34 protein-coding genes are annotated in these 25534 nt (G+C 64.4%); 6 read left to right on the forward strand and 28 right to left on the reverse strand.

What is annotated here, in order from left to right; genetic code table 11:
- Nucleotides 1-15: 15 nt before the first annotated feature.
- A complete protein-coding gene (locus ACS0VV_RS07855; RefSeq protein ID WP_483532157.1) occupies nt 16-681 on the reverse strand; it encodes an MBL fold metallo-hydrolase in 666 nt (221 codons plus the stop codon).
- On the opposite strand from ACS0VV_RS07855, the gene ACS0VV_RS07860 reads away from it, so the two are divergent.
- Together ACS0VV_RS07860 and ACS0VV_RS07865 are read left to right on the forward strand one after the other, a co-directional pair.
- Nucleotides 662-1189: a GNAT family N-acetyltransferase gene (locus tag ACS0VV_RS07860; protein WP_483532158.1), complete on the forward strand. Its 528-nt coding sequence runs from the start codon at nt 662-664 to the stop codon at nt 1187-1189. The two genes, ACS0VV_RS07855 and ACS0VV_RS07860, sit on opposite strands and share 20 nt — an antisense overlap.
- A complete protein-coding gene (locus ACS0VV_RS07865) occupies nt 1186-1614 on the forward strand; it encodes a hypothetical protein (protein WP_483532159.1) in 429 nt (142 codons plus the stop codon). Before ACS0VV_RS07860 ends, ACS0VV_RS07865 begins: the two co-directional genes overlap by 4 nt.
- Nucleotides 1615-1618: 4 nt before the next feature.
- Here the strand turns inward: ACS0VV_RS07865 and ACS0VV_RS07870 are convergent, their stop codons facing one another.
- The 23 genes from ACS0VV_RS07870 to ACS0VV_RS07980 all read right to left on the reverse strand — a co-directional run bounded on the left by ACS0VV_RS07870 (nt 1619) and on the right by ACS0VV_RS07980 (nt 20091).
- On the reverse strand, nt 1619-2086 hold the full coding sequence (locus tag ACS0VV_RS07870) for a hypothetical protein (protein WP_483532160.1): 468 nt from the start codon (nt 2084-2086) through the stop codon (nt 1619-1621).
- An 87-nt stretch (nt 2087-2173) separates the two neighbouring features.
- Nucleotides 2174-2806: a S24 family peptidase gene (locus ACS0VV_RS07875; protein WP_483532161.1), complete on the reverse strand. Its 633-nt coding sequence runs from the start codon at nt 2804-2806 to the stop codon at nt 2174-2176.
- Nucleotides 2807-3013: 207 nt separating this feature from the next.
- The gene (locus ACS0VV_RS07880) at nt 3014-3223 is read right to left on the reverse strand and encodes a hypothetical protein (RefSeq protein ID WP_483532162.1); all 210 of its coding nucleotides are present in this window, start codon (nt 3221-3223) and stop codon (nt 3014-3016) included.
- Nucleotides 3220-3852, reverse strand: coding sequence for a hypothetical protein (locus ACS0VV_RS07885; protein WP_483532163.1), 633 nt, complete (start codon nt 3850-3852; stop codon nt 3220-3222). Before ACS0VV_RS07885 ends, ACS0VV_RS07880 begins: the two co-directional genes overlap by 4 nt.
- A 34-nt stretch (nt 3853-3886) precedes the next feature.
- Entirely contained in the window at nt 3887-4504 is a 618-nt protein-coding gene (locus tag ACS0VV_RS07890) for a TIGR02594 family protein (RefSeq protein ID WP_483532164.1), read from the reverse strand.
- 70 nt (nt 4505-4574) lie between these two features.
- Complete coding sequence (locus ACS0VV_RS07895) at nt 4575-5330, reverse strand: hypothetical protein (protein WP_483532165.1); 756 nt, start codon at nt 5328-5330, stop codon at nt 4575-4577.
- A complete protein-coding gene (locus tag ACS0VV_RS07900; protein ID WP_483532166.1) occupies nt 5327-5692 on the reverse strand; it encodes a hypothetical protein in 366 nt (121 codons plus the stop codon). The genes ACS0VV_RS07895 and ACS0VV_RS07900 overlap by 4 nt, the downstream gene beginning before the upstream one ends.
- Before the next feature lie 3 nt (nt 5693-5695).
- On the reverse strand, nt 5696-6103 hold the full coding sequence (locus ACS0VV_RS07905) for a hypothetical protein (RefSeq protein ID WP_483532167.1): 408 nt from the start codon (nt 6101-6103) through the stop codon (nt 5696-5698).
- Nucleotides 6104-6126: 23 nt separating this feature from the next.
- Nucleotides 6127-9321, reverse strand: a complete 3195-nt coding sequence (locus ACS0VV_RS07910; protein WP_483532168.1) for an autotransporter outer membrane beta-barrel domain-containing protein — start codon at nt 9319-9321, stop codon at nt 6127-6129.
- Nucleotides 9321-12824, reverse strand: coding sequence for a hypothetical protein (locus tag ACS0VV_RS07915; RefSeq protein ID WP_483532169.1), 3504 nt, complete (start codon nt 12822-12824; stop codon nt 9321-9323). The genes ACS0VV_RS07910 and ACS0VV_RS07915 overlap by 1 nt, the downstream gene beginning before the upstream one ends.
- Nucleotides 12821-13267, reverse strand: coding sequence for a DUF1799 domain-containing protein (locus ACS0VV_RS07920; protein ID WP_483532170.1), 447 nt, complete (start codon nt 13265-13267; stop codon nt 12821-12823). Before ACS0VV_RS07920 ends, ACS0VV_RS07915 begins: the two co-directional genes overlap by 4 nt.
- On the reverse strand, nt 13183-13593 hold the full coding sequence (locus ACS0VV_RS07925) for a phage tail assembly chaperone (protein WP_483532171.1): 411 nt from the start codon (nt 13591-13593) through the stop codon (nt 13183-13185). The genes ACS0VV_RS07920 and ACS0VV_RS07925 overlap by 85 nt, the downstream gene beginning before the upstream one ends.
- 99 nt (nt 13594-13692) lie before the next feature.
- On the reverse strand, nt 13693-14631 hold the full coding sequence (locus ACS0VV_RS07930; RefSeq protein WP_483532172.1) for a phage tail tube protein: 939 nt from the start codon (nt 14629-14631) through the stop codon (nt 13693-13695).
- Nucleotides 14624-14914: a hypothetical protein gene (locus tag ACS0VV_RS07935; RefSeq protein WP_483532173.1), complete on the reverse strand. Its 291-nt coding sequence runs from the start codon at nt 14912-14914 to the stop codon at nt 14624-14626. Before ACS0VV_RS07935 ends, ACS0VV_RS07930 begins: the two co-directional genes overlap by 8 nt.
- Nucleotides 14914-15330 carry a phage tail terminator protein gene (locus ACS0VV_RS07940; protein WP_483532174.1) on the reverse strand — a complete coding sequence of 139 codons (417 nt, stop codon included), beginning with the start codon at nt 15328-15330 and terminating at the stop codon, nt 14914-14916. Before ACS0VV_RS07940 ends, ACS0VV_RS07935 begins: the two co-directional genes overlap by 1 nt.
- Nucleotides 15327-15518, reverse strand: a complete 192-nt coding sequence (locus tag ACS0VV_RS07945; protein ID WP_483532175.1) for a hypothetical protein — start codon at nt 15516-15518, stop codon at nt 15327-15329. Before ACS0VV_RS07945 ends, ACS0VV_RS07940 begins: the two co-directional genes overlap by 4 nt.
- The gene (locus tag ACS0VV_RS07950; RefSeq protein WP_483532176.1) at nt 15515-16063 is read right to left on the reverse strand and encodes a phage virion morphogenesis protein; all 549 of its coding nucleotides are present in this window, start codon (nt 16061-16063) and stop codon (nt 15515-15517) included. The genes ACS0VV_RS07945 and ACS0VV_RS07950 overlap by 4 nt, the downstream gene beginning before the upstream one ends.
- Nucleotides 16060-16785, reverse strand: a complete 726-nt coding sequence (locus tag ACS0VV_RS07955; RefSeq protein WP_483532177.1) for a phage protein Gp36 family protein — start codon at nt 16783-16785, stop codon at nt 16060-16062. The genes ACS0VV_RS07950 and ACS0VV_RS07955 overlap by 4 nt, the downstream gene beginning before the upstream one ends.
- Nucleotides 16786-16789: 4 nt before the next feature.
- Entirely contained in the window at nt 16790-17014 is a 225-nt protein-coding gene (locus tag ACS0VV_RS07960) for a hypothetical protein (RefSeq protein WP_483532178.1), read from the reverse strand.
- The gene (locus ACS0VV_RS07965; protein WP_483532179.1) at nt 17014-17532 is read right to left on the reverse strand and encodes a hypothetical protein; all 519 of its coding nucleotides are present in this window, start codon (nt 17530-17532) and stop codon (nt 17014-17016) included. The genes ACS0VV_RS07960 and ACS0VV_RS07965 overlap by 1 nt, the downstream gene beginning before the upstream one ends.
- 82 nt (nt 17533-17614) lie before the next feature.
- Nucleotides 17615-18562, reverse strand: a complete 948-nt coding sequence (locus ACS0VV_RS07970; protein WP_483532180.1) for a major capsid protein — start codon at nt 18560-18562, stop codon at nt 17615-17617.
- 98 nt (nt 18563-18660) lie between these two features.
- Nucleotides 18661-18999, reverse strand: a complete 339-nt coding sequence (locus ACS0VV_RS07975; protein ID WP_483532181.1) for a capsid cement protein — start codon at nt 18997-18999, stop codon at nt 18661-18663.
- Nucleotides 19000-19077: 78 nt separating this feature from the next.
- On the reverse strand, nt 19078-20091 hold the full coding sequence (locus ACS0VV_RS07980) for a hypothetical protein (protein ID WP_483532182.1): 1014 nt from the start codon (nt 20089-20091) through the stop codon (nt 19078-19080).
- A gap of 149 nt (nt 20092-20240) precedes the next feature.
- Here ACS0VV_RS07980 and ACS0VV_RS07985 point away from each other — a divergent pair, with 149 nt between their 5' ends.
- Complete coding sequence (locus ACS0VV_RS07985; protein ID WP_483532183.1) at nt 20241-20681, forward strand: hypothetical protein; 441 nt, start codon at nt 20241-20243, stop codon at nt 20679-20681.
- A 182-nt stretch (nt 20682-20863) separates the two neighbouring features.
- On the opposite strand, the gene ACS0VV_RS07990 is transcribed toward ACS0VV_RS07985, so the two are convergent.
- The 3 genes from ACS0VV_RS07990 to ACS0VV_RS08000 all read right to left on the reverse strand — a co-directional run bounded on the left by ACS0VV_RS07990 (nt 20864) and on the right by ACS0VV_RS08000 (nt 21966).
- Entirely contained in the window at nt 20864-21325 is a 462-nt protein-coding gene (locus ACS0VV_RS07990) for a hypothetical protein (protein WP_483532184.1), read from the reverse strand.
- Between the two features lie 175 nt (nt 21326-21500).
- Nucleotides 21501-21629 (reverse strand): hypothetical protein, encoded by a 129-nt coding sequence (locus tag ACS0VV_RS07995; protein ID WP_483532185.1) that lies wholly within the window; start codon nt 21627-21629, stop codon nt 21501-21503.
- Nucleotides 21622-21966 (reverse strand): thermonuclease family protein, encoded by a 345-nt coding sequence (locus ACS0VV_RS08000; protein WP_483532186.1) that lies wholly within the window; start codon nt 21964-21966, stop codon nt 21622-21624. Before ACS0VV_RS08000 ends, ACS0VV_RS07995 begins: the two co-directional genes overlap by 8 nt.
- 69 nt (nt 21967-22035) lie before the next feature.
- Between ACS0VV_RS08000 and ACS0VV_RS08005 the strand changes: the two genes are divergently transcribed.
- Nucleotides 22036-22443, forward strand: coding sequence for a hypothetical protein (locus ACS0VV_RS08005; protein ID WP_483532187.1), 408 nt, complete (start codon nt 22036-22038; stop codon nt 22441-22443).
- Between the two features lie 9 nt (nt 22444-22452).
- On the opposite strand, the gene ACS0VV_RS08010 is transcribed toward ACS0VV_RS08005, so the two are convergent.
- Nucleotides 22453-23241: a S24 family peptidase gene (locus ACS0VV_RS08010; RefSeq protein WP_483532188.1), complete on the reverse strand. Its 789-nt coding sequence runs from the start codon at nt 23239-23241 to the stop codon at nt 22453-22455.
- A 35-nt stretch (nt 23242-23276) separates the two neighbouring features.
- Here ACS0VV_RS08010 and ACS0VV_RS08015 point away from each other — a divergent pair, with 35 nt between their 5' ends.
- Together ACS0VV_RS08015 and ACS0VV_RS08020 are read left to right on the forward strand one after the other, a co-directional pair.
- Entirely contained in the window at nt 23277-23561 is a 285-nt protein-coding gene (locus tag ACS0VV_RS08015; protein WP_483532189.1) for a helix-turn-helix domain-containing protein, read from the forward strand.
- A 106-nt stretch (nt 23562-23667) separates the two neighbouring features.
- Entirely contained in the window at nt 23668-25512 is a 1845-nt protein-coding gene (locus ACS0VV_RS08020) for a transposase (protein WP_483532190.1), read from the forward strand.
- Nucleotides 25513-25534: the final 22 nt, after the last annotated feature.

A 25534-nucleotide genomic window follows, 5' to 3' on the forward strand; every position in this document is an offset into this window, starting at 1 on the left:
CCTACTGCCTACTGCCTACTGCCTTCCCATCACCGCATCACCCACAAACGGGTTGCTCTGACGCTCGCGCCCGAAGGTGCTGGTGGGGCCATGGCCCGGCACAAAAGTAATGTCATCGCCCAGCGGCCAGAGCTTTTGCGTGATCGCGTCGAGCAGGCTCTGGTGGTCGCTCATCGGGAAATCGGTGCGGCCGATGCTCCCCTGGAACAGCACATCGCCCACCCAGGCAAAATTCTGCCCCTTGTGCACGAACACCACGTGGCCCGGCGTGTGGCCGGGGCAGTGGATGACATCCAATGTCACCTCGCCAAAGCTCACCGTGTCGCCATCCTCCAGCCAGCGCGTCGGTTCGAACACTTCGCAGGTCATGCCGAAACGCGGCCCGTCCTCGTCCAGCCGTGAAATCCAGAAACGGTCGGCTTCATGCGGCCCCTCGATTGGCAGGCCGAGATCCTGCGCCAGCATCCCCGCCTGCCCGCAATGATCGGCATGGCCGTGGGTGAGAAGGATTTTCTCCAGCGTAACACCTGCCTTTGCGACCGCCGCCTTCAGCTTCTCCAGCTCGCCGCCGGGATCGACCAGAACCCCGCGCATCGTCTTGGTGCACCACACCAGCGAGCAATTCTGCTGGAACGGCGTGACGGGAAGGATGGCGGCGCGAATGGGGGAAGCACTGGTCATAGGGCGCACAAATGGCGGTGACGCGGGCGCCTTGCAAGCCTATTGCGAGCGCATGGAACTGACCTTCCGCCACGCCACCGAAGCCGACCTGCCCTTCCTTGACCGGTTGGCAGACGAGGACGATATCGGCGCCGCGCGCGATACTCTCCGCGCCGATCACGCGGAGCAGGCGCGCGAAGGCCTGCGCGCCATCACCGCCGACCCGAACCACGCGCTCTACATCATTGAGCATGGCGGCGAACCCGTCGGCAGTTTCCAGCTGAGCTTCCTCCCCGGCATCTCCCGCCGCGGCGCATGGCGCGGGCAGATCGAAAGCGTGCGCGTGCTGGCAGAGCGGCGCGGACATGGCATTGGCGAGGCGATGATGCGCTGGGCGGTGGAACGCTGCAAGGAACGCGGCTGCGGCATCGTGCAGCTGACCAGCGACCGCCAGCGCGACGGCGCGCACCGGTTTTATGAGCGGTTGGGATTTGTCGCGAGCCATTCGGGGTTTAAGCTGCGGATATGAAACAGCTTGCTGCCACCATCATCCTGCTTGCGCTTCCACTCGCCGCGTGCTCGCGACCGGCAAGCGAGCCCCAAGCAGGCGAAAACATTGACCCCGATGATCCGGAGTATTGGGTGCAGGCCTTTGAGAGCAATCGAGCCGAACGCTCTTACGAGTACCTTCTGACCTGTTGGGGGGAGCAATGGCCCGATGACGTGAAGGCCGCCTACAATGCGCCACCGGAACAACTCGCCACGCAGGAAGAGATTGCAGCCGCGATTGCTGCCACGCACGAAAACTGCAATTTGGAGAAAATGGTTCGAACCGACCAGATCAAGATTGATTTGGCGCGTGAGGGTGTGCCCATTCGGGAGATCGAGGCTGCCGCTGCTGCCCAGTTGGAAACCGAAATAGCGGAAATGTTTCAAGATTATTGGGCGAGGTAGCCCCCTACTCCCCGCCAATCCGGTTCACCACAAACGCCTGCACCGGCCCTTGCGTCTCGCAAGCCGCGTCGGCGCAGCTGTAGTCGAACCACATTTCGCCATTGCCAATCATCCCGCCCTCGCTCGGCGCGAAGATATCGGCGGGGTCTTGGCCCATGATCGCGGTGCGTAATGTGTCATCGAACAGCCAGTCGAAACGGTCGGACAGTTCTTCGTGCGTGGCGATGGTTTCGGTCACCACCGGCCCGCTGGAAGTGTGGTTCACCCGAAACGGCAGCCGCATCATGTCGAGCACCGCCTCGCGGTCATCATTCGCCAGCGCCGTCTGCAATGCAACGACAAACGCCGAATAATCGCGCGCGCGCTCGTCATCGACCTTCATTTGCGCGGAGGCGGTGACGGGCATCGCGGCGAGCGCCAGTGGAGCGGCGATTGCGAGGGCGATGGCGGCGGGGAAAGATCGAACGGTCATAATGCAAAGACTTATCACACAAGCCTGCTCTTCCAAACCACATGATCTTGGGGATAGTCCGGCTGCAATTTTCAACTCGGACAGCGTCTACACCCGCCCGCTCTTCCAAACCACGCGGCCGATGATCTGCAGCTCCTCTGCGGCGACCTGGATCGGCGGGTAGGAGAGGTTTTGGCTGAGCAGGCTGAAGCGCCCTGCCCCCTGGCTTGCCACGCGTTTGACCAGCAGGCTGTCATCCAACCGCACCACATGGACGCCGTCGCGAAAAGGCTGGTCGCGGCGGTCGACCAGAACTTCGTCGCCTTCCCGCAGCAGTGGTTCCATCGAATCGCCCACGACGCGGATGGCGGAGAGCTTGGTGCCGTCGAGCCCCTGCTCTTGCAGCCAGCGTTTGGAGAAGCGGAAAGCGTCGAACGGGATTTCCTGCGCGGTTGCTGCTCCGGGGCCGGCAGAAGCGTCGATATCGAGCCGTGGCACATCCACCCACTCGCTATCCTTGCCGCTGGCGTAGGATTTTTCCTTCGGCGCACCGAGCGATGATTCGTCCACACCGAGAAACGCCGCGAGCATCCGGCGATCTTCCTCTTCCAGCTTTCGCGGGCTGCCCTTGGTGATATATTGCTGCAAATACGTGTTATTACGCCCGATCATGCGCGACAGGGCGGCAAGGCTGGCGCCCTTTTCGCGTGCTGCCTCTGCCAGAATTTCCCGCGCGCCCATGTTGTTTCCTACTCGTAGTGAACAAAACCTTCCTACACGATGTATTTTTCCTAGACAAGTAGGATTTCGCGCGCTGTTTTACCTCCATCGAGTCGCCGCCGAGTCGATCACACTGTAGCGCGACAAAAATTCGCGACATTAATTCAGCGCCAAAAAGTGACATAAAATGGCGCTGAAAGTCACCTTCCAGCGCCATTAAGCCCATCTTCAACTGTGCTGCGAGACCACCTCTTCGAGCGCCTCGTTGGCGGCGGCAGCGTCGCCCAATGCGTCCCGATATGCCGCCTTCAAGGTCTCCTGATCGGCTGGGTTCGTAAGCAACGAAATCAGCTCCTCGACCAGCGCCTTGAACTCCGGCGCGGCGGCAATAATCGGGCCGACTTTGGGCAGCAAGCGGAGGATGGTTTCGAGGTTCATGACGGATCTCCCTGGGCGGCTGAAAGCAGATCGAAAATCGCTGAGCGTGCCTCGATCAAAGCGGTCGCATAATCGGTGGAATTTCCGGCGTTGTAGGCACGCTCAACGGCCAGCACGGCAGCGTAGGCCACACGGTTCAATTCACCGATTGTCGCGATGGTTTCGGGGTCGCTGACAAAGCCCGTCTCGATGGCCAAGGTGGCCGCTCGGGCAGCGCCGGTATAGGCCAGCGTCAGCGTCAGCGCAGCCTGCTCGTCGAGCACCGTTTGGTCGGCGATCTCGGCTGGCGCAGAAGGTGCATTTTGCAGCGTCGCGCAGCCAGTAAGGGGGATGAAAAGAACACAGGCCAGAAGCACCGGCAAACCGCGTGATCCCATGCCGGAGCCGCCGTCGCCAGCGGTGATCGGCGGGGCATATTTCTGCATCACGCGAGAACCGATGGCGACAAGGTCGCCAATCGCACCGACAGCGATCAGCAGCAGGTCGGTGATCTGCACCGTGTCAGCCGGGCTGATCTCGCCGGTGAGGCCGGAGAAAACGAGGAGCTTGGTGATGATCGACACCAGCGCGCCGACGATCACTTTGCTCTTATACCAGGGCAGTGTGGCTGGGGGATATGGGGCAGTCATGATCGGCCTTTCAGGATTGGGGGAAAGAGAAGCCTCACGCCTCGTTGGTGGAGACGATGCCTCCTCGCATTACGGGCAGCGGAGTGTTGGAAATCTTGGCACCTGCGGGCCAGCGAATGCCCAGCAAACGGCTCTTGGCAATCGGCATGATATTGACCGCGTTCGCCTGATTGCCGCCGAGCACGTAGTAGTTGTCACGGCTCTCGCCGACGAGGAAGCCGACGTGCCCGCCACCTTTCCGGCCGAACACGGCCACCGCGCCGACAACTGGCTTGCAAGCCACGCCCCACGGCTCCCAGGCACGGGCGCGATACCAGTGCTGCGGCACCGGCTGACCGGCATCCTTCATGCAGATCGCAGCGAAGGTGCCGCACCAGGGCGTCTCGTCGTCAGTAAACCACCCGCCAAGGCGCTTGATCCAGTTAAGGATTTTCGAGTTGTGGCGAGGCCCGGCGATCTCTCGCAAGCCCATATGGGTGCGCGCCTCACGAAGCCATTCCGGCTCTTCCGAACGCACAAGTGTCGCGGGGATCGTCTTGCCGCGCAGGCCCGCCTCGATGGCAGGCATCAGCGCGACGTAAAGCTCTGCAGGCACCGAGCCGAGCCGCTCGCGCAGCTCCCGCATAAATGCCCCGTGATTAAAGTGCGTCATCGCTTCGCTCCACAGGTTTCGCTGCGAGCGTGATAGAGGCCGATCAGACCGGCAGGGGCGGTAAGCCTGCTCACACCCAATCCGTCATCGAAAGCGACCAGCGCGTGTCCTGCGGATCTTCGCGCTCATAGGCCTCGAAGGCGTTGAAAACGCCGTAATGGACTTGGCGCTGGGTGATGTCCCCTTCGCCGCCTTCCACCACCAGCACGGGGTGCTGGATGCCCACCGCCTCGACCGTGTCGAGGAGCGCGTCGAGCTGGGTATCGTCAAGGCCGGAAAAGGTAAAGCGGTAGCTGCTCTTGATCGCCCCGCGCCCGAAACCGAAGCCGCCGCCGACCAGCTCGGCGCGGTCGGAAAGGTCAATCGGCCGTCGCCCCGATTTCAGCTCGTAGGGATGCTCGAAGCGCGTGCCGATCATCAACACGCCCGCCTGCAGAACGACGCTACTCCCGCCCGCGTTCAACCGGATGCGCAGATAGCGGCTGGTGACGGGCTGCGAGAGCAAGGCAAGGCCGTGTGGCCGCGCCCGATTGCCCAGCAGCGCGAAAGAGCCGACGGGCTGCACAATCACTTCACCCGCACCGGCCATGCTCGTCGTTGTGGCGACATACCAGGTCACCGGAGCATCCGCGTTCGTGAAGCCGAGAAACACCGTGTCGAAGGTGCGCGCCTCGCCCAGATCGATGTCGATGTTCACGCCGCCCGACGCGGTGCGATCCCAAATCTCTTTGGGGTCGGGCGTCAGCAGGAACGCATCCCCTTCGCCGACATCGGCATCGACCGCCGCCACCGGCAGCCCCTTCAAGATCGTCAGTCCCCGGCTCATCCTTCCACCTTTCGCAAAACCGTCAGCAGCGTCGTGCCATCGCTGCGCTCCTGCACCCCGATGACGAAGACCGCTGGCTGCCCCGAATAGCCCGGCGCATCGGCCTCAATCCGCCGCGAACGGCCCAGCAACCCCGCGTGAAATCCCGGCAGCTCGAGGGTTTCGACCGCCAGCGCCTTGCCGAAGAAAACGAGCTGCCGCGTCCCTTCCGCCACAGCGTCGGCACGCAAAGCCAGCGGCGAGCTGGTGAGCACTTCCTGCGCCCGGTCGCCCCACAGCGCCTCGACACCGGCGTCGGCCACCGGCTCGACAAGCTGCGGCGCGCGCAGCCAGTCAGCGAGGGTTTGGGGGACGAGCGTCATCGATCAATCCGCTGCAGCTTCGACCGGCGCGCCTTCGGGATAGCGCCAATCCACCGCGCCCTCGCGCAAAGCGACGTCCGGAGCGGGCCACAGTTCGGCCGGAGCAGAGCCGCTATCCGCCAGCTCGGCAGCCGCGCGCTCGACGATTTCGGCGCTGCGGCCGTCGCGGTTGAAGCCGCTCCAGCCCTGCCGGTCGGCATAGTTGAACAGCTCTGCCGTCACTCGCAGGCCGCGCTCGTCCAGCAGGTCGCAGTGCGCGTAAAGCAGCTCTGCCGCGCCGCAGATCACGTCCGCCTCGACGCCAGGCAAAGTCTGTAGCCGATCGGCAAGAACCTCGGGCGCGCCGCCGTCAAAGGCATAGGCCCGCACCCGCCATACCAACTGGCTCGCATCGCTAATGTAGTCGACCATTGTCTTCTTCCTTTCCTCTTTCCTCACGAGGCGACGACCGTGCAGTCGAGCCCGTTATTCATCTGGCTGATTGTCCCGGTGCCAGACGCCCGCTCCATTTCGACAGTTACGGTCACTGTCCCCGCCGACACGTCGGCAGACACACCCTGGAAGAGCGCGCTGAAATCGGCGAAATCGACCGAGCCGCCCGAAATCGTCTGCAGGGCGAGTGTTTCTTTGAGCGTGGTGGTGGTGCCGCCGGTCGTGATCCTGATCCGCGCCCGGTGCGAGCAGGTGCCGGTGCCGCTGATGACGTTCAAATAGCTGCCGCCGTTCAAGGTGAGGCCGCTCGCCACCGTCAACCTGCCTGCGGGGCAATTGGTGAGCGTCAAGGAAATCACCGCGCTCCAACCGGAAATGCCCGGAGCGGTGGTGGACGTGGTGTAGCCAGTCTTGGCACTTGCCGCGCCGCTCACTGCAGCAGGAACAAAGGTGACGTTGACCGGCAGCTCGGTGATCGCGCCATCGGTGTGAACATAGCGCACCGTGTAGGCTCCCGATGCCGTGATGCCTGAAAGCGTCACCGTGCCCGTGCTCGATCCGATTGTGGCCGTGCCGGGCGCGACATTGGTTGAGGGCAGTGACCAGGTGCCGCCGCTGATCGTGCCCGATCCCTTGCGCGCGGTATGGGTGATCGTCCGGCTTCCCACATTGCCCGCTTCGCCTTCCTTGATCTCGATGACGGGAAATTGCGGAACGATGCTCCTCTGCGCTGTGGCAGTAACATCGGCATTCGTCTCGATGCCGGTCAGCTTCGTATTCGCCGCCGCGTCAACGGCCAGCAGGCTCTTGCCGGTGATCCGCGCGTCCGAAAGCGCAATCGTGTCGAGCAGGCCGAGCGCCTTCACTCCGATGCCCGCAGCGGTCACCTGCCCGCCACCGCCACCCGACAGCGCGCCATTCGCCCCAAGCGAAACCAGCGAATTGCGGATCGTCTCCGACCCTGCCAGCGCGGAGAGGTTAGCAGGCCGCCCGGTAAGGCTTCCTCCCCAGCTCGCGCCGATCGTCGCGCCCCGCTCGACCAGCCCGACATAAACCCCGTCGAGCACGCTCACCCAGCCCGTGCCGATGAGCTGGAAATTGATCGTGAAGCCAACGCTGTTCGCAGGCGCAACCAGCGAGCCGCGCACCACCGCGTAATCCAGGCCATTTGTCCGCGAAAGAAGGTTCTGCGTCGAGATCGTGCTGCCGTTCTTGTCGCGAAAGCGGATTGTCAGCGTCGTCGATCCGCCAGCGGCATTCTGGGTGCCGATCTCCGCCGTCCCAAAGATGGTATCGCCCGCGCTGCAAGGGAAGGTCGCGGTGCCAGCTCCGTCGCGGGCATAGGGCGCAGCGTTGTTGCTGAACCCTGTGCCAAAGCGCATTCCGTAGCGCCCGTCATAGCCAGCCTGCGTCTCGATAAAGGCAGTCGGATTGCTGCCCCAATAGGCCGCCGAAAGCGCGCCGGTGCGGTCGCGGAAATTGTCATTGGCGATGAAATTGGCGGGCAGCCGCGACTTGCCGTCGATGTCGGTGAAGAAGTCGACCGCGTCCTTCGTCGCCAGCGCCTTCGCTCCAAGGCCTGTGAGCGTGACCTGTCCGCCGCCGCCGCCAGCCAGCGCGCCATTGGCAGCGATTGAGAGCAGCGAATTGCGGATCGTCTCCGACCCGGTCAGCGCGCTCAAATTCGCGGGCCGTCCAAGCACGTTCTGCAGCCAGTCCGCGCCGAAAGTTGCATTGAGCGCGCCGGTGTAGCCGAGGCCCGTAATCGTCACCTGGCCGCCGCCGCCGCCCGACAAGGCACCGTTCGCGCCGAGCGTCACCCCGCTGTTGCGCAGGCCGGAATTGGCGCGATTGACCGGCAGCTCGCCAGTGGTGCGCGCCGGATCATCGAGCGGCACCGCATCGAGGTCGGCCAGCGCGCCGTCATTGCGCGTCGCGTCATCCTCCGGCCTGCCAGCACCGCCGACATCGGCCCATTGCTGCTCGCTGTTGAGAAGGTCTCCCGAAGTCAGCGGCGTCCCGTCATCGATCAGCTCATCCAGAAGGATGCCCGCAATCTCGCTGTCCGAGTGCTGCCGCTCGTTGCGCTGGAAACCGATCCGCCTTTCGGAGTGCGGCGGATAGGTGCGCGCACGGCCTCTGAAATCGGCTTTCAACACCGGTGCAGCGGCATCGAAAGCCCAGGGCAGGATCGCCAGCGTCCCGTCCGCCTGCGGCAGCCAGAGGAGCGAGCTGCCCAGCAGCAGCCGGTCAATCGCCTGCGCAAAGGTCTCGCGGTCATTGCCAATATGGACGCCGGTCACGCCCGGCCGCAGCGCATTCGCCGCCGCCAGTCCCGCCACCGCAGGCCCGCCGCCCGCCACCGATAGCGCGTCGGCAATCGCCGCAGCCTGCATTGATCCGCCCGTGCCGGTGCTCCCGATCACGTCCGCTGTCAGCGGCCCGCCCGGATCTGTCCACCATTTGGCACAAGCGATCGAGGGCGCGACAACCGCGCCGCCTCTTGCCGGAGAACTGGCCTGCAAAGCCGCAAAGGTCGCCGCGATCGATCCCTGCCAGGCTAGCACCGCGAACAGCCCCTCGCGCCCCTTGTCGCGGATCTTGGCCCAGCTGCTGAACGGAAACGCCGGATCGCCGAATTCATAGATCGAGTTGGCGACATCGATCAGCTTGCCCTCGACATTGAAGACGTAGCCGAAGCTGCGCCGCTTAGGCCGATCCTTCGCCTCGACCGGCCCTTCGATCCCGCCCGTCCCGGCAAAGCGGCTGCTCACCACTTCGCGCTCCAGCCCGTCGGTCAGATCGACGACGGTCAGCGTCACGCCGTCGCGGGTAAAGCTCGCATCCTTCACCGTGCCGACCACCAGCGGCACAGGCAGCGCGCCTTCCTCGCCAATCTCGATGGTCACCGGCGCGCTGTCCCAGACGAGGCCTGCCAACTCGTCCTTCAGCGCGTCATCGGCCGGAGCAAAGCCGACCGCGCTGGTTTGCGGCTGGGTGCGCCCCGTCCAGCCTTCCGGCCCGAAACCGAGCTGCGCCGAGAACAGCGGGCGCGCCACGATCCCGGCGCGGTATTGGCGATTGTCGGCGGGGTGGCGGTAGGGCGCGTCTTGCCCGCCGCCTGCCAGCAGGACTTCCACCGGCTGGGCCGTGGCGGGATCTCGCGGCGAGGCGCGCAGCCAGATCACTTCGGGCATCAGAGGATATCCCGTGTCGTGTCGATCGGGCTGCTGCCGCCGCCCGGATAGGAGCGCGAAGGCGCAAGGCCGAGGCGCTCGAAGGCCGCAAGCTGGCGGGCGAGCATCTGGTTCTGCTCTTCCAGCAGCCGGTTGCTCTCATCGATGCGTGTGGTGACCGCGTCCGTCTGGCCTTTGATCCGCTCCTCTTCCAGCGCGATGATCCGCTCGGCCGAAGCGACCGCCTGGTCGCGATCCGCGCCATATTCGCCGCCTGCCGTGCCATAGGCATCGCGGGAGAGATCAAGGAGCTGGCGCTGCAGGCTGGCAAGCCGGTCAGCCGCGCCGTCCTCGCCCGCCGCAGCGTCGGCTTCGGCTTGCGCGATCTCGCTGCGCAGCCGCTCGCGGCGCTCGGCCAGCGTCCCTTCGGCCAGATCGCCAAAGGCCAAATCCTCCAGCAGATCGCGCAAGCTGCCCACCCGATCGGCAAGGATCGCTTCGACCAAATCGGCGCGCTCTTCGGCATTGATCCGCTCGACCTCAAGGACATCGAGGCCATATTTGCGGGCAATGTCGAGCCGCTCTTCAGCCAGCCTGTCGAATTCGCGCAGCTCTTCCGAATAGCCGCCCGCAAGGCCCGAAATCAGCTCCTCCAGGCTCTTGACCTTGAGCGCTTCCTGCACCGCCTTGTCGAGATCGTCTGTCGAGGTCAGCGCCTTCTGCATCGCCGCGCTGATGCCTTTGACGCCACCATCGGCAATCGCATCGACAATCGCGAAGGCCAGCGCGTCCGCCTCATTGTCGAACGAATAAAGCCCCTTGGCGCTCTCGCCCGCGAAGTTGAGGCGGCTGCCGGTAAAGCCTGTGGTCGAGACGCGGAAGGTGTCCTTGTAAGTGCCGATCGAGACCTTGAAGTTCCCGATCTCCGCGTCCAGTTCCTCGATGATCCGGTTGAGACCGTCGAGCACCGATCCGCCAAGGCCGCTGGCGATATCGCCCTGCTTGCCCGAAACGCTGCCCACGCCGCTGCCGGTGACCTGCGCGGTGCCGTAGGGACGGCTCTTGACGAGGTTCTCCAGCAGCCCGCCCGCAACCGCACCGATAATGTCGCCACCGGGGATCGGCAGAAAGCTGCCCGCCGCCGCGCCGAGCGAAGCGCCCGTGCCACCCAGCTCCAGCCCGACAAGCCCCGCCAACTGGCTGACGAATTGCCCCGTCTGCGCGCCGCCGAGCGCCTGCCCGAACAACTCGTCCAGCTGGCCAGCGGTGCCCGCGCCGAAAATGTCCTTACCGAAGTCCGAATTGAAGCCCTGCAGCGCGCCGATCACGCCGCCAACTTCGCCTGCCCTGGCATAGCCCGCCAACGCGCCAGAGAAGGTGCCTTCGAGCTGGGTGAAGAAATCGACCCCGAAAGTGTCGTCCAGCCCTTCAAGGAAGGGCGCGACGATATCGGCGGACATCCGGCCGAAGAAGGCCTCCGGCGAAAGCGCCAGTGCGCTGCGCTCCAGCCTCCGCCCGATCACGCGGATTTCGTCGGTATTCTCCTCGGTCGCTTCGACCGCCGACTGCGATCCGGGCGCGCTGTCCTGGGCGAAGAAGGCCGCGTAGCTCTCCTCGAATGTTGATGGCCCGCCAACGGTAACACCCGTGGTACTGGAACGGCCCTGGAACAGCCCCGCCACGCGCGCATCGGCACCAGCGAGCGTCGTGGCAAAATCGGTCGCAGCTTCGCCAGCCTCTTCGGTGCCCGCCCGCATGATATCGACCGAGCTTTCGATCCCGGTGTTCTCACGGACGTAGTCGTCCAGCTCGCGTAGCGCAGGCCCGAAAATCTGCTCGGTGAGCACCCTCCCGCGCAGCTCCTGGAAGCTGTCGCGGAAGTTCTGCAGGATATCGCCGTCGGCAAAGCCGCCCAGCAGCGCCTCCAGATCGCCGCGCACATTGCCGATCGCGTCCTGATAGGCGCCAATCAGATTGGCGCGCTCCTCCAGCTGGTCGTTGAGCAGCCGCTCGGCCTCGACATTGGCGAGGATCGCGTCGCGCTGCTCTTCGGTGGCAAAGCCTGCGCGGTCGATCAGATACTGGATGCGCTGCAGCGCTTCGGCCTCGTCCTCGCGGCCTGCCAGGATAAGCTCCTGGACATCGACCTGCTGCCAATGCGCGGCGAGCATTTCCTCGAATGGCCGGGTCAGCGATTGCGCGATCACGCCCTGCGCTTCGCGGGCGCTGGCGATGGTGGCTTCGAAATCGGGCGGCTGGCGCGCCTGCAGATCGAGGATGATCGCGTCCAGCTCGGCAGAGGCGAGCGCGGCGCTCTCGATCAGGCTGGGCTGGTCGGAAAAGCGGCTGTTGATCTGCTCGATCGTCTGGTCGATCTGCCGCGCCTGCTGCTCGATCGCGCGAAGCTCGTCCGCGCTGGGGCCGGTGTTCGATCCGGGGCGATTGGTGCCGGGAGTGTTGCCGCGAGGCCGTAAGAAGCCCTCCAGCGCATCTTGGTCGCCACCAAGCGCCGCACGCGCCTCCTCAAGGATCTGAAGGTTTGCATTCGACTGCTCGAAATTGGCGATCGCACTGTAGGCGCGTTCATAGGCCTCGAGACCAATGCTCTCGTTTGCAAGCCGGTTGTCGAGCTGCGCAAATGCCTGCGCAGCCGTGTTTCGCCCATCGGTGTATTGGGTGACAATATCTTCGGTGCCATCGCCCCGCCGCTCAAAGCGGAGCCCCCCGCCAAATCCGCCCTCCAAGCGGACTTCGCCGCGTCGGATATCGGTGAAGGTAGCCTGCGCCTCTTGCTGTGCCCGGATGGCCTCGACGCGGGCAAGCGCAAGCTGGGCCTGCGCCAGCGCCATCGTGGCACCGGTTTGCTGGCGCAGCTTGCCCGTGGTGAGATCGATCTGCGAGCCGAGGATCGACTGCGCCTCGGAAAAGGCGCTGGTCGAAAGCGTCACTTCCTCGGTCGCCTCATCCGCCTGCAGCAGGCTCTGCACAAGGAAGCCGACAATCGTCACCGCGCCAAACAGCGCCGCGCCCCAGGGGCCGGAAAGGAAGGTGGCAAAGCGGACGAACTTGTTCTGGCTCTTCTCCGCACCGTCGCCCATCAAGGCAATGGCGCTCGCCGTCTGCCCGCCCTGCTGGGCAAGGATCACCAGCGGATTGATGCCCAGAGCGACCTGCTGGAACACGTCCTGCATCTGGAAACCGAGCTGCTGATAGCCTGCCCGCTGCCGCGCAGCCGCGCCCGCTGCCGCATTTGTCGCGCCGGTCAGCGTGTTCGTCGCCGCTGCCGCACCGCGAGAGGATCGGGCGGTGTCTTCGAGCGCGTCGTCGAGCTGGCGGTTCTTGCTCGCGGCACCCGCCGCCGCATTGCCCGCGCCGTCCAACGCCGCGTCAAATTGCCGCGCCCCCTGGCCCGCTTGCTCCAGCGAGTTCTCCAGCTCCCGCGCCTGCGTCTCGGCGCGATTTAGCTGGCCGACAAGGCCATTCGCATTGGCGTCTAGGCGTGCGCCGAGAACAAGGTCGCTCATCGCTTAGCCCTCCGCTTCTCGGCTTCCGCGAATTCGGCCAGCGCAGCGGCTTCCATCGTCCGAATATCGGCCATCATTTCTGGCGTAGGCGTGATCTGGTAGAGCGCGGCGGTTGGCTGGATTGCCGAATAGTCGATCCCGGTGCGGTGCCCGGTCATCGCGTGCCGCCGCCACTGGGTATCGAGCGCAAAGAACAGCGTGACGACGTCGGCATCGGCGAGCGGGATTTCGATCTCTTGCGCGCTCGCCTGTGCGCGCTGTTGCAGCCAGGGCGGCAGGATCGCCCGCTGCGTCGCCGGATCGTCGCTGACGGCGCGCCCGCCCGTCCGGCCGGAAGCCCAGCGGCGGGCGAGCGCTTTCAGTTTCCCGTCCGCGCATCCTTTCCTCCGGCCATCGCCTGCCGGTAGGCAGTCATCGTGGCCTCGAGCGACCCGAAGGCGCAATTGAACAGCCGGGCGAGGTTCTCCTCGGAGAACTTGATCGGATCGCCATTGGCCTCGGCGACGCCTCTCCAGTCGACCACCATCTTGGCATCGCTGACAAGGAATTCGGCGGCAGCAGCGGTGGCCGTCTTGACCTGCTCGTCACCTTCGGCCTCGCGCTCGCCATTGGCCAGGCCGATGCCCTTCTGGATCAGTTCCTGGAAGTCGTCGGTCGGCAGCAGCCGGAACTGCATCTCGATCTTGTTCCGCACGCGCTTGCCGTCTTCGGCGTAGCCGTGCCAGATCACCGGCTGCCAGGTGCGGCGGTCCTCGACGAGTTTGAACATGGTCTGATCCTTCGTTGAAACGGGGTGGAAAGCGCTGTGCCGGACTGACACTTTCCGGGGTGATGGAGACCTGCCTCTCGGCCCGACGCCTCTCGGGTATTACTTCGCGGTGATGACGAGATCGTCCGAGCCGCCATCGACAGTCAGCAGCAGCTGGATGTCGAACATCAGCGTGTCGTCTTCCTCGCTCTCGCTGATCGCGGTGATCTGCGCCTTCGCGCCTTCGACCTCGATAATGTTGCCCGCTGCCGTGCCGTGGGTGAACTTCCAGGCAACCATGTCGCCGGTGTCCAGCTTGGCGAGATAGTCCTTCGCGGCGATCGAAGGCGCTTCGATCACGGCTCGCGCGGTGGCGTTATGGTTGCCGCTCTTGATGTAGCGGGCACCCACCAGACTGCGCAGATTGACATTCACCCCGGCATCGATCCGAAGCGAGCGGGTGACCGCGCCGAAGCCGTCGAGCGTGAACAGCGAGTTTTCGTTATTGACCTCGAGCGGCTCGATCCAACCGGTGAAATCCGCTGCGGCCGGAACCTGCACCGCGCGCGGTGCGACAGTCGGCACCATGCCGGTCATCGCCAGTGCCGCGAAGGGCAGCGCGCCTGCCGTGAAATCGAGCGTGAAACTGCCACGCTGGCCCAGCATCTTGCGCAGCTGGTTATCGACCCAGGCATATTCGGTGAGCGAGCCCTTGGCATCGGTCGGCTGGGCGAACTTCTGCACCGCGCTGACGCCCGCCGAGATCACCGGAGCCTTCATCCCCGCCGCTGCGAGCAGCGTCATGAACTTGGGTGCAGTGCCCGCCGCCCCGCCGCCCGCCAGCTCGACCTCGTAATTCGAGCGCATCCGGCGATTGGACGGCTTCTGCCGCGTCGCGCCATACCGCGCGCTGTCGAGGTTGCGGTCGATCTGGTCGACCTCCAGCGGCGTGGTGCCGTAATTGCGGGTGAGAATGGCGTTGGCGGCCAGCGTCGGGACGGCATCGGTGCCGTAGGTCACTTCGGGCTTGGCCGCGATCACGCGAAAGGTGTCAACCATAGAGCTTCTCCGTCAGTTTTGCCGCTTTGGCAGCCGTTTCCTCGTCCCAGCCATCGGGCGAATTGAGCGGGTCGAGCTTTTCCAGCTTGACCAGAACCTCGCGCCGCGCCGGGCCATTGACAGGCAGGCCAAAGCCGTCGATCTGGAGACCGCTCTGCCGCACCGCAGGCGACTGCGTGGGGGTGGCCTCGCTCACCGGCGCTTTCTTTTCCGGAGCGGCGTTTTCAGTGGTTTCGCTGCTGGTTTCAGAGGCGGGTTTCGTTTCAGACTTCTTCGCGGCCATCAGACCTTCCTTTCGCGATAGTGGCAGCCAAATTCGGTCGCCCATGTGAGCGAGCTGGCGTCGAGATCGAGCAGCCGCCCGCCAAGCCGAAGACAGCCCGAAGCCGCCTCCGGATGCTTCCACCCGAACAGGGCGCGATGGATGCGTTTGAGTTCGGTCGACAGCTGCTCGTTCACCCCGCTCGCCACCCGGCCGGGCGCGGGCAGGACAAGGGCAACGGTAAAGCGGGTCAGGATCTTCTGGTCATAGGCACCGACCTTTAGCGGGCCTTCCGCAGCTTCGGTTTCGGGGATGACAAAGGCCGAAGGCCCGCCGCGCGGCGGAGCTTTGAGCTGCGCGAATTCGAGAATGCCCTCGACCGTCCCGTAATCGGTCTCGGCCTTGAGCTGGTCGACGATGGGCTGGAGGGAGATCATCGGCCAGCACTCCGGGCCTTCGCGATCTCGATGCGCGTCAACACCGCCGCCATTGTCGATATCAGCTCACCAAGATCTCCAGCCTTGGCATCAATCTGCTTTGCGCGTTTCATGGCAATGTCGAGAGCGGACTTGACCACGATCGCTTCGGCCTGGTCGAGCACTATGAAAGGCTTGCCCCTGCTCACGCCGCTTCTCCGAAGGCCCGCCGCAGGTGATCGGTAAGGATCTCTTTGATGTCGCTGCGGTCCTGCTCGCTAAAGCCGAGATAGGGGCGCGCAGGCATATTCATCTTGCGCGAATAACTGTCGATGTTGACCACCACTGCCTTCGCCAGCTTCTGCCCGAAGGCCTGGGTGATTGTCCTGGTGTGTGCTTTGACCGGTACTGCCTTGCTGGAGCCAAACTGGTGGACCGCCGCGTAGGTGACCTGCGGCCCGTTCGGCTTGACGCCAACTTCCGCGAATGTCGCGCCGGAGCGGCGATCAAGCGAGCGGCGCAGCCAGCCATCCTTGTAGAGCGTCTTTCCGCCCCGATCCTCTGCGCCCTTGCTCTTCTTCCACGGCACGCCGAGCGGCGAGACTTCAGCGTCGAAGCGCGTCAGCGTGTTCGCCAGCATCGCTTCGGAGATCTCGGCCATCGCCTGCGACAAATCGACCGCCTCGCGCACGGCGCGCTCCAGCTGCTCGGACAGGCGCTTTTCCAGCACAATCGAGATGAACGCGCCGCTCATCGCCAGCCGTAGTCCTTCAGCCCGTCGGGATAGGCGCGGGTGCCGGGATCGAACTTCACCGGATCGGCAGGCACGGCGCTTGGAGAGCTGGCTTCAACGCCAAGCTGCAGCTTGCCATCGCGCAGCGCCTCGAGATTGCGCTGCGCGGTGCGGCGCTTCGCCTCGACATTGTCGGGCAGCTCGCCTTCGTAAAGGCCCGCCCGCGCCAGATCGGTGATGATGCCGACCACCAGCGTCGGGACGCTGTCGAAAGGCAGGCTGTAGCGCCCGGCAAGATGCGCCTCGGCCTGCGCCTGCGCGTCAACCAGGGCAGAGACGATCAGGCCGCGATCGATCCGGCCGTCGCCCAGATCGGTGAGCCGCAAGGCCTGGTCGCGCCCGATCCGGCTGACGAATTCCGACACCGAAAGCATCGGCGTGCCGCCATCGGGCATCGTCCAGTCGCCCTCGATCACCATCAGCTCGATCTGGACTTCGCGCTCCTCGCCGTTCTCCAGCGTGGTGGAAAGCTGGACGAGATAGGTCTCGCCATCGGTGCCGCCCGAAATGCGCAGCTCCAGATTGCCGCCCACCACCGTTGGCTGTGCGAGAAGCGGCGTCACTTCCGCCACGATCCCGCGAGAAGCGGTCTCGGCAACAAACGCCGCGAGCGCCTGCCCACCCAGATCGACCGGATGGACTAGCGTCTCCGCAGGCGTCTTGATGAGCGAGATGACGCGCATCGGGTCAGTCTTCTTCGCTTCCGAAGATATCGAGCATATTCGCCTCTCCGGCGAAAATGCGCGCATCTCGGAGTTTCTGCGCCGCGACAGTCAAGTAAGCAGAGCGTGAGTGCGCAGCGCGCTCTCCGATTGCCGAGCGGATAGCCGCAATGGCACTCTCGCGCGCCTGTTGCTCGGCAAAACGGAACTCATCGGGGTGAGGAGGTTCGACCTTTTCGCGGTCAGCCATCACTCGCCACCCTGCTTGGCGACCGCTGCGCGCAGCGCCGCATTGATGGCGATGGCATCGGCGTCATCGTCGAGATCCAGCGCCGCAAGGTCGGCAAAGCCCGAATTCACAGCGATGGCGATCAGCTCGTCCCGGTCGAAGACGCTAAGCAGCTTCTCAGAACGCCGGTCGATGATGACAGCGACCTTCTCTGCGATAGTCGGCTTGGCACCGGTCGCAGCAACTTCGCCGACAGCTTCGGCCTTGATGATGGCATCGAGCTTCTTGTGTGTCAGCTTGGACAGCTGCTCGCGCATTTCCTGCGCCGCAGAGACAAAGTCGAAACTCTCGGCGACGATCTCACCGATCGATCGCGCAGGCGCAGCCTTGGCCGCATTGCCGCCAGCCACCGGTCGCAGCGCCTTGATCGCCACCAGCTCGGCAGCGGCATCAGGTTCCATCGAGACGACGGAGCCGGGCGCGTGGGGCTTCTTGCCACGGCCTCGGGAAAGCGGGGTGATTACTTCATAACCGGCCATCAGAATGTCTCCAGGCTAAGAGGAAGAGTTGGCGGGCGGCTCCCACCCATGAAAGGAGCCGCCACGCCGCCAGTCGCGTGGATCAGACCGCGCCCTGGATCAGGAAGCCCGCGTCGGAACCGACGATTTCGGGCGAGCTTTCATCGATGACATTGTTCACCCAGCTGCGGGTGTCGTCGTGCCACTTGACCCCTTCAACGAAGGGGTGGCCGCGCAGACGATAGGTGTAGCCGTAACTGGGGAGGCGCATATTGCGCTGACCTTCCGGCGCGACATAGGCGAGGATCGCGTCATTGCCCCAAACGTCGACGGTGGTGTTTTCATCGAGATCGTAAATGGCGTCACCGATCACGACGTTCTCGACATCGAAATAATCGGCGAGCATCGCATCGGAGATCGCCGCCGAGGTCGTATACTTGAAGTGATCGCGAACCTTGGCGTGGTTCTTGAGCGCGGAACGCACGGTGGCCGACAGCTCCAGCGTGTTGGGGCGACGCCCGGTGCGCTTGCGGATGGCCTCCTTCGCAGCCTCGACAACATCGGCAGGGTCGCTCGCATTGTCAGTCCACTTGTCGGCACCTGCGAGCGCCAACTTGTTCGCGGCGTCGTAATTGTCGGCGTCGCGCGCCAGCTCGGCCTGCTGGATCTCCAGCGAGAGCGCGATCACGGCGAGCACGACGTCGACGCTTTCCTGCTGCAGGTCGATGCCCGGCACTTCGCCAGCCTCTTCCTGGAACTCCACCGGCGTCACCGCCTGCAGGGCGTCCTGGGTGAGGTTCACCGGAATGCCCTTGTAGCTCATGGTGTAGCGGCCGATGTTGGTGCCGGGTGCGCGGGCAGTCAGGACGCGGCGCAGCGCCTCGCGGTTGAATTCGATGCGCTTGGCGGCCCGCGTCGGCATATTGACGATCGGGAAAAGGCGGCTGCCGATCAGCGTCGCGTTGGAATAGCCACGCGCGTGTTCGGTCAGGATCGGGTCGACGACGCGGGCTTGTGCGCCGTTCATCTGCTGGCCCGTGATGGCGTTCATTTTCAGTGCTCCTTAAAGGGGATTGCAAGTCGGGTGCGGCGCGCTTGAAAGTGGGCCAGCGGGGCACGGGCGCGCCACGCGCCCCGCACGGCAAAAGGTTAGGGGGTGAGCAGGACGGTGACGAAATCGCCGTCGCCCGCAGCATCCTGCAGCGCGACCGCGACCTTCGCGCCTGCGGCGAGGACGACGGCCTTGCCGTTCGCGCCCACCTGCAGGCTGTCGCCCGCGTCGAACGCGCTTCCTGCTTCGACGCGCTGGGTGCCCAGCACAGTGACGGCAACAGCAGCGCCAGCTTCGGCGGCATAATCGGAAATGCCCAAGGCGGGGCCTGCGGCAGTGGCGTGCTGGCTGTCATGGCCGACGAAGCGGTTTGCAGCGATCGCAGCAGCGGCGCTGGCAACGGTCAGCGTGAGAACGGGGGTGTGGGGATAACGCATCTCGGTTTACTCCAATGAGTGAAATTCAGCGGGTTGGCCGCGCCGCAACAGGGGGGAGCGGCGCGGCCAAAAGCGGGATCAGGCCTGCGCCTGGCGGACGGCGTCCATCCAGGAGAGGTTCGGGTTCTTCGCCTGCAGCGCCTTCGCATCGGCGTGGAGCTGCGCTTGCGCGGGGTCGACCTCGTAACCGGCAGGCGCGGCGAAGCTGGCGGTGCCAGTGCCTTTGCCCTTGGCTTCCGGCTTCGCCGCTTCGCCCAGCGAGACGAGAGGCTGCGCACCTTCGAACAACTTCTTCAGCGCGGCATCGGGACGGATCGTCTCGCCTTCGCCTTCGCCAAAGCTGATCGTGGCATCCGCCTTGGCGGTGCCGAGCTGGTCGAGCACGCCGACGAGCAGCTGCTTGCCAGCGGGCGCGAGCTTCGCTTCTTTCACCAACCCCTCGGCAAAGCTGACATTGGCTTCGTGCCGGGCGTCGAAAGCGGCGCGGGCAGCGGCCTTGTCGCGTTCGTCAGCGGCGCGCTCGCGCTCCTTGAGGGCCGCCTCGCGCTCGGCGAAGCTGGCTTCCTTGTTGGCGGTGTCGTCGGCAGGTTCGGTAGTCTTCTTCTCGGGCACGCGTGCCTCCTCTTCTTCGGTGAAACTGGCAAACTGGATGGTGACGGGAGGCGCATCCTCCTCGCCCTCGGCGAACTGGACAGTGCCCAAGCCTTTCACGCCCGGCGCGTGCGCACCGAGGAAGCCGATGTGCTTCAGGTAGAACTGGCCAGGCTTGGGATTGTGCGGATTGTCGGGCTGGTAGAATTGTGCCGAGACCTTGCGGAAATCGCCCTTGCGGACGCGCTCGGCAAAGCCAGCCTCGATCAAAGAGGGGCGAGCGACCAGCTGGCCGTCCTCGACCGCGAGCGCGCCAACCCAGCCAAAGGCAGGATCGTCCATCTTCGGGTGACCGATCACCAGCGGCGCGGGATCGCTCTCCGGATCATAGCCATCGGCAATCGCCTGCAGATCGGCAGCGGCGAACGTCACATTCGCGCCCTCGACACTCGCAAAGGTGCCGGGCTTCATGATGCGGATGGTTGGCTTCGTCTGATCCATGACCGCTTCGATAAGCGGCGATGGAAATGCGGCCTGCGGTGAGTGGTCTTACCCCCCCCGCTAGTGGCGCTGCCCTATCCTGCTGGCACACCGGACGCTTCGCGGCAAGCGCGGAATTCCCGGTGCCATTTGGATCAGGAGCAAAAACAATGGCATTTGAAGTAATCGAGAACTGCGCAGCGCCCGCGCCGTCGAGCGTCCCCGCCGAAGGCATCAAGGTCAGCGCCCGCGTGGTCGGCAAACCCAATCGCCAGGGCAAATCGCGCTACATCCGGATCGAGGTCGGCCCGGCGCTGGCAAAGAAGCTGGCGCTGATTGGGGAAAGCACTGCATTCGCCATCGCCTTCGGCACCGGATCGGACGCGGGCAAGCTGCGCCTCTCTGTCGACGTGTCGCAGGGCGACTTCCCAGCCAAACGCTCCAAAAGCGGCAGCTATGGTCTCACCATTAACGAGCTGACCGCTTCCGGCCTGCTCGCGCTCGAATTCCCGGCCTTCATCATCGAAGAGGTCGAGCCGGTTTACACCCAGGGTAAACCGCCCGCCGCGATCATCGAATTGCCCGAGACCCTGCTCGCGGTCGACGATTAAGGGCAAACCGGCGCTCGGCTAGCCGCTCGATTATGCCGCAGAGGCCCTGTGGGCCGCCACACACGCGAAAAATAGATTTCCAGCCCCGTCCGCGAGGGGGGGGGCTGGAAAATCAATTCTGGGGCAAATTTCGGGCGTCCGAAGAATGGTTGGCAGCCTCAACTCCCCAGCCAGAATCGCTATCACATATTCTTTTCGAGATAGACCAGCAGCCACTCGCGCCAGAAGGCTTCATCGATTTGGTAAACTGCCACCCCAGTCTCCGCAACCGGCATCTGACTGGCTTTGCCTACCCTTACCGCGACGTGCCCCTCGAGTGAAACAAAGATCTGCATCCGATCAAGCCGCCCCTCGTCGATCCGGATTTGATCTAGCCCGACCGCAAGTTGGGCGAGCCTTTTGGGGTCGTTTTTGTAGAACGGGTCACCTCTCTGGAGCGTGTAGCCAGTCGGCTCCAGCTCCTCATTCAGTTGAGCGATAACCGAGTCGAGCATTTCGAGCTTTTCAGGCCATAAAACCTTGGTGCGTTCACGCTGTTGCGCCTCGTGGGCATCTGCTAACGACTTCGCTTCGGCAGCAGCATCCCGCTGTTCGGCCTTTTTCTCGTATCCGGCGAGAATTGCCTTCATACGCTCATCACTCATCCGTCATCTCTCCTTCTGCGCAATAGCCTCCATCCACCGATCGATCACCTCAAGCAGATCAACCGCTAACTCCTCCACCACGCGATCAACGTCACCAGCGGCACCCCAATGAGCAAGGCCCAGTAAAAGAGGCTGAAGCCGAAGCCAGCGAGTTCATTGATCCAGCTGCGAAACATCACTGGCTGCTGCCCTTCTTTCGGCCCAGCACGGCATCAAAATGCCTCTCGACACTCCGCCGCGCCAGCGCCCTCACAAAATCGTCGAGCGCCTCATGCACGGACTGCTGGCCCTTGCTGTCAGCCATCTCTTGGCCACCTGACCGCGTGACCACTGGCGAGCATCGCCTCGCCGAGATCGATCCCGCCAGCCCGGCACCGCGCCACCGGGCGGCCGAAGCGCCCGCGAGGCTGGAAGCCCGGCTCGCGGGGATCGGCATCGACCAGCTCGCAGGTGACTTCGCGGCCCGCGATTAGCTGCTCCAGCGCCGCGCTCGCCTCGGCAAATCCCGGCTCGCCACGCTCCGGCGTGTCGATCCGCGCCAGCCGCACTCTCCCGTTCGCGTCCTCGATATTGGCGCAACGCAGGGTGTCGCCGTCCACGACGCTGGCGGAAAGGCAGAGAAAGGTGATGAATTCGAGCAAACTGTGCAGCTCCTGGCCAACTCGCGAAGCGATCTAGCGCAAAGCGCCGCGCTCGGCTAGACCGACGGAATGCGCAAACACCTTGCTCTCATTGCACTTTGTAGCCTGCTGACCTCCTGCGGCAAGACGCTGCCCGCCGATCCTGCTGCGGTCGCAGAAGCGCACCGTCTGGTGAATGAGGAGTTCGCGCTCAAAGGCCCGCGCACTTTTGGCGAGACCTGGGCTGTGCTCGGGACCGAAAGCGATATGATCTGCGGCACGTTCGAACCCGATCCGCTGGCTAGAGAATATGTCGACGAACACCGGTTCGTCTACAACGCTGGCAGCGACACGGTGCAAATCACACCAGTTCCCGAGTTGATCATCGGCGGCACCCCGTTTTCTCGAAGCATTATGCTAGAAACCCACGCAGTACTGACCCAAGTCTGGGAAGAGGGATGCGAGCCTTTCCGCCCGCGCTGGTATCACGCTTTCTAGTTATCCAAACTACAGCGGCGCTATCACCCATCGCACGCGGCCAATCAAGCGCAGCTCGTTCATTTCCTCGCCGCTTAGCATCTGCGGCGGATAGGCCGGATTATCCGAGAGGATTGCCAGCGAGGCCTCCGCGCCTTGCCCGCCTAGTGCCTTTAGCCGCTTGACCGAGACAGATCCCTCGCGGCTGAAAACGTAAATCCCTTCGCCGATCATCTCGCTCGTGCGGTGCAGCAACGCGGTTGACCGGTCGGGCACGGTCGGGGCCATGCTGTCCCCCTTGACCTGGATCAGCGCCGCCTTGCTGACGGGGACGTTGACCTGCGCCAACCAGGAGCGGGGGAAGGCCATGCTGTCGCTTGCCTCAGAGGTCGGGAGCAAGCCGCCACCCGCCGACGCCACCACGTCATAGCGCCGCACGAGGACAAGATCGGGTGAGCTCTCCTCTTCTTCATCGATTTCCGGCGCGGCGAGGTGCTCCAGCGGGTGCCGCGCCTCCATTTCGGGGCCGTAGAGATACTCTTCCACAACATCGGACAGCGAGCTGGGCGGGCGCAGGATTTCTTCAGGCTCGACCCCGATGGCTTCGCAGATTGCGAGAAAGGTGCCTTCTCGCGGGGTCCTCGCCCCGTTGAGGATCAGATTGAGCGAGGAGCGGGAGACACCGGCCTTCTCGGCCAAGACGCCTTGCTGGATCTTCGCTGCTGCCTGCGCCCGCTTCAGCCGCGCTGCAGCCGCGCTTCCCCAGCCTTTTTGCTCGAGAGCCTCAATTCGATGTTGACCTGTTTTATGTTTCGACATACTAAAACCGAACACAAAGCGAAACAGGACTGCAAATGCCCGCCGATATGCACCCCGAAGACATCAAGGCCTCGCTTCGCAAGAAGGGCCTGAACTTCTCGATCCTCGCTGACGAGAATGACGTCTCGAAGCAGACCATCGCAGCGGCCGTGCGGTCGCGCGCTTCGGGTCGGGCAGAGCAGATCATCGCCGAAGCTCTGGGCATGAAGCCGCGCGAAATCTGGCCATCCCGATACCGCCGCGACGGCAGCCGGATCATGCTCCGGCGCACGTCCCGCGACACCGGCAAGGCTCGCGAAAACGCGGGAGCCGCCGCATGACACGGCGCGATGGGGTCCCTCATTCTGAACATCGTGGGAACGCCTATCACGCCGAAGCGCGTGAGTCTTGCTCCTATTTTGTTCGCCTCATTTCGGGAGGCTTGCTGTGAGCAAACGCGCCCCGAAATTCCTGACCGCGCAAGAACTGGCAGACCTCGATCTGACCGGCCTTCCTTCGACCAAGCGGAACGTCAACCGCAGGGCGTCGCGGGACAACTGGCGCTGGGTTGAGCGCAAGGGCAATGGCGGCGGAAGGCTCTACGCTGTCTCCTCGCTGCCCGAAGAGGCGCAGGCCGATCTTGCGGCCCGCTTTGCTGCCAACGAGAACCGGCGCAAGAACAGCCGCCAGCGCGGCAGGCCCGCAGGCTCCGACTGGTTTACTGCCAATCCCGACATCGCCCAGGCCGTCACTGCCTGGCTCGCGCAGCGCAAGGTCGCCGCCACCGTGATCCTCGATATGATCGAGGCGCAATTTGACCGCGCACCCAATCTGCGCACCCTGCAACGCTTCATCGCCAAGACAGAGCGCGAGGCAGCGATCGTGTTGCAGAGCCTGCGCGATCCCAACGCCTTCAAGGGCACTCGCCGCCTTGCCCTGGGCAGCGCCGATGCCGGTGTCACCTATGCCAACCAGCGCTGGGAACTGGACACCACGCCTGGCGACGTGATGCTGGTCGAAGGGCGGCGTGCCATTCTCGGCGTGATCGATGTCTTCTCTCGCCGCACCCGCTTCCTCGTGATGCCATCGGAAAGCGCGCAATCGGTGCGCCGACTGCTCGCCACGACAATGGAAGCCTGGGGTGCCCGCCCGAGTGAAGTGGCGACCGACCAGGGCTCCGGCTACCTCAACGCTGCGATAACCAGCGCGCTCGAGCTGCTGGGCATCGAGCACCGGCTCTGCCCGCCTGGCGCGCCCGAAAAGAAACCGCACATCGAACGCGTCTTTGGCACTTTCCAGCGTGCCCGCGCCGAAGTCCTCGCGGGCTATTGCGGCCACAATGTCGCCGAGGCGCAGCGTCTGCGAGAGCGCGCCCGCAAGGAAACCGGCAAGCCGCTGATCGTGCCGGAAATGACGGCGGCTGAATTGCAGACCGTCCTCGATAACTGGGCGGACGGGCCTTATCTGCAAAGCCGCCATTCCTCGCTCGGCTGCAGCCCGCTCGCCAAATGGCAATCCTCTCCGCCCGATGCCGCCCGCGCACCCAGCGCAGACGAGCTGCGCATCGTCCTCTCCGCCTATGTCGGCACCCGAAAGGTCGGCAAGCGCGGGATCGAGTGGAAGCGCGGCCGCTACTGGTCACCCGCCTTGGTCGATTATCTTGACCAGGACGTGATGGTTCGCCGCGACGAGGACGAGCTGGGCGAGCTGATGATCTTCGATGCCGAAGGCCGCTTCATCGATTTCGCCATCAACCACCAGCGCAGCGGGATGAGCGAAGAGCAATTTGCGCTGCAGGCCCGCCGTGAACAGGATGCCCACATGAAGGCAGCGCGCGGCGAAATGCGCGACAAAATGCGCCGCTACAAGATCGAGGACGCCGCCGCTGCCCTGCTGCGCGCCGATGCCGAGAAGGCCGGAAAGCTCGCCACGCTCCCCGTGGGCCTCAAGGATGCACCTTCGGAAACCGTCCGCTCGATCCGCGAGCGGCCCGAGCCTGCGCCCCTCACACCCGCACAGATCGCAGCGATCGAGGCGGAAGCGAACGCACCCGCTGCGCCCACCACCCCGCGCCGCAGCGTCGAGGACAAGATCGCCGAGGCAGACGGCCTCATCGCCGCCGCCCGCCGAGGAGAGGCTGTCGATCCCGAACGCCTGCGCTGGGCCGAAGCCTACGCCGGTGGCTCCGAATACCGCACCGCCAAGGTGATGGCCGCGCATTTCGGCTCGCCCGAAGAGCGCAAAGCACACCGCCAGACTTCCCTCCCTCCAGCCAACCAAAATCGCGGCTGAAAGCCGCTTTCACACGAAAGGA

The organism is Aurantiacibacter sp. KMU-128, from assembly GCF_056933515.1.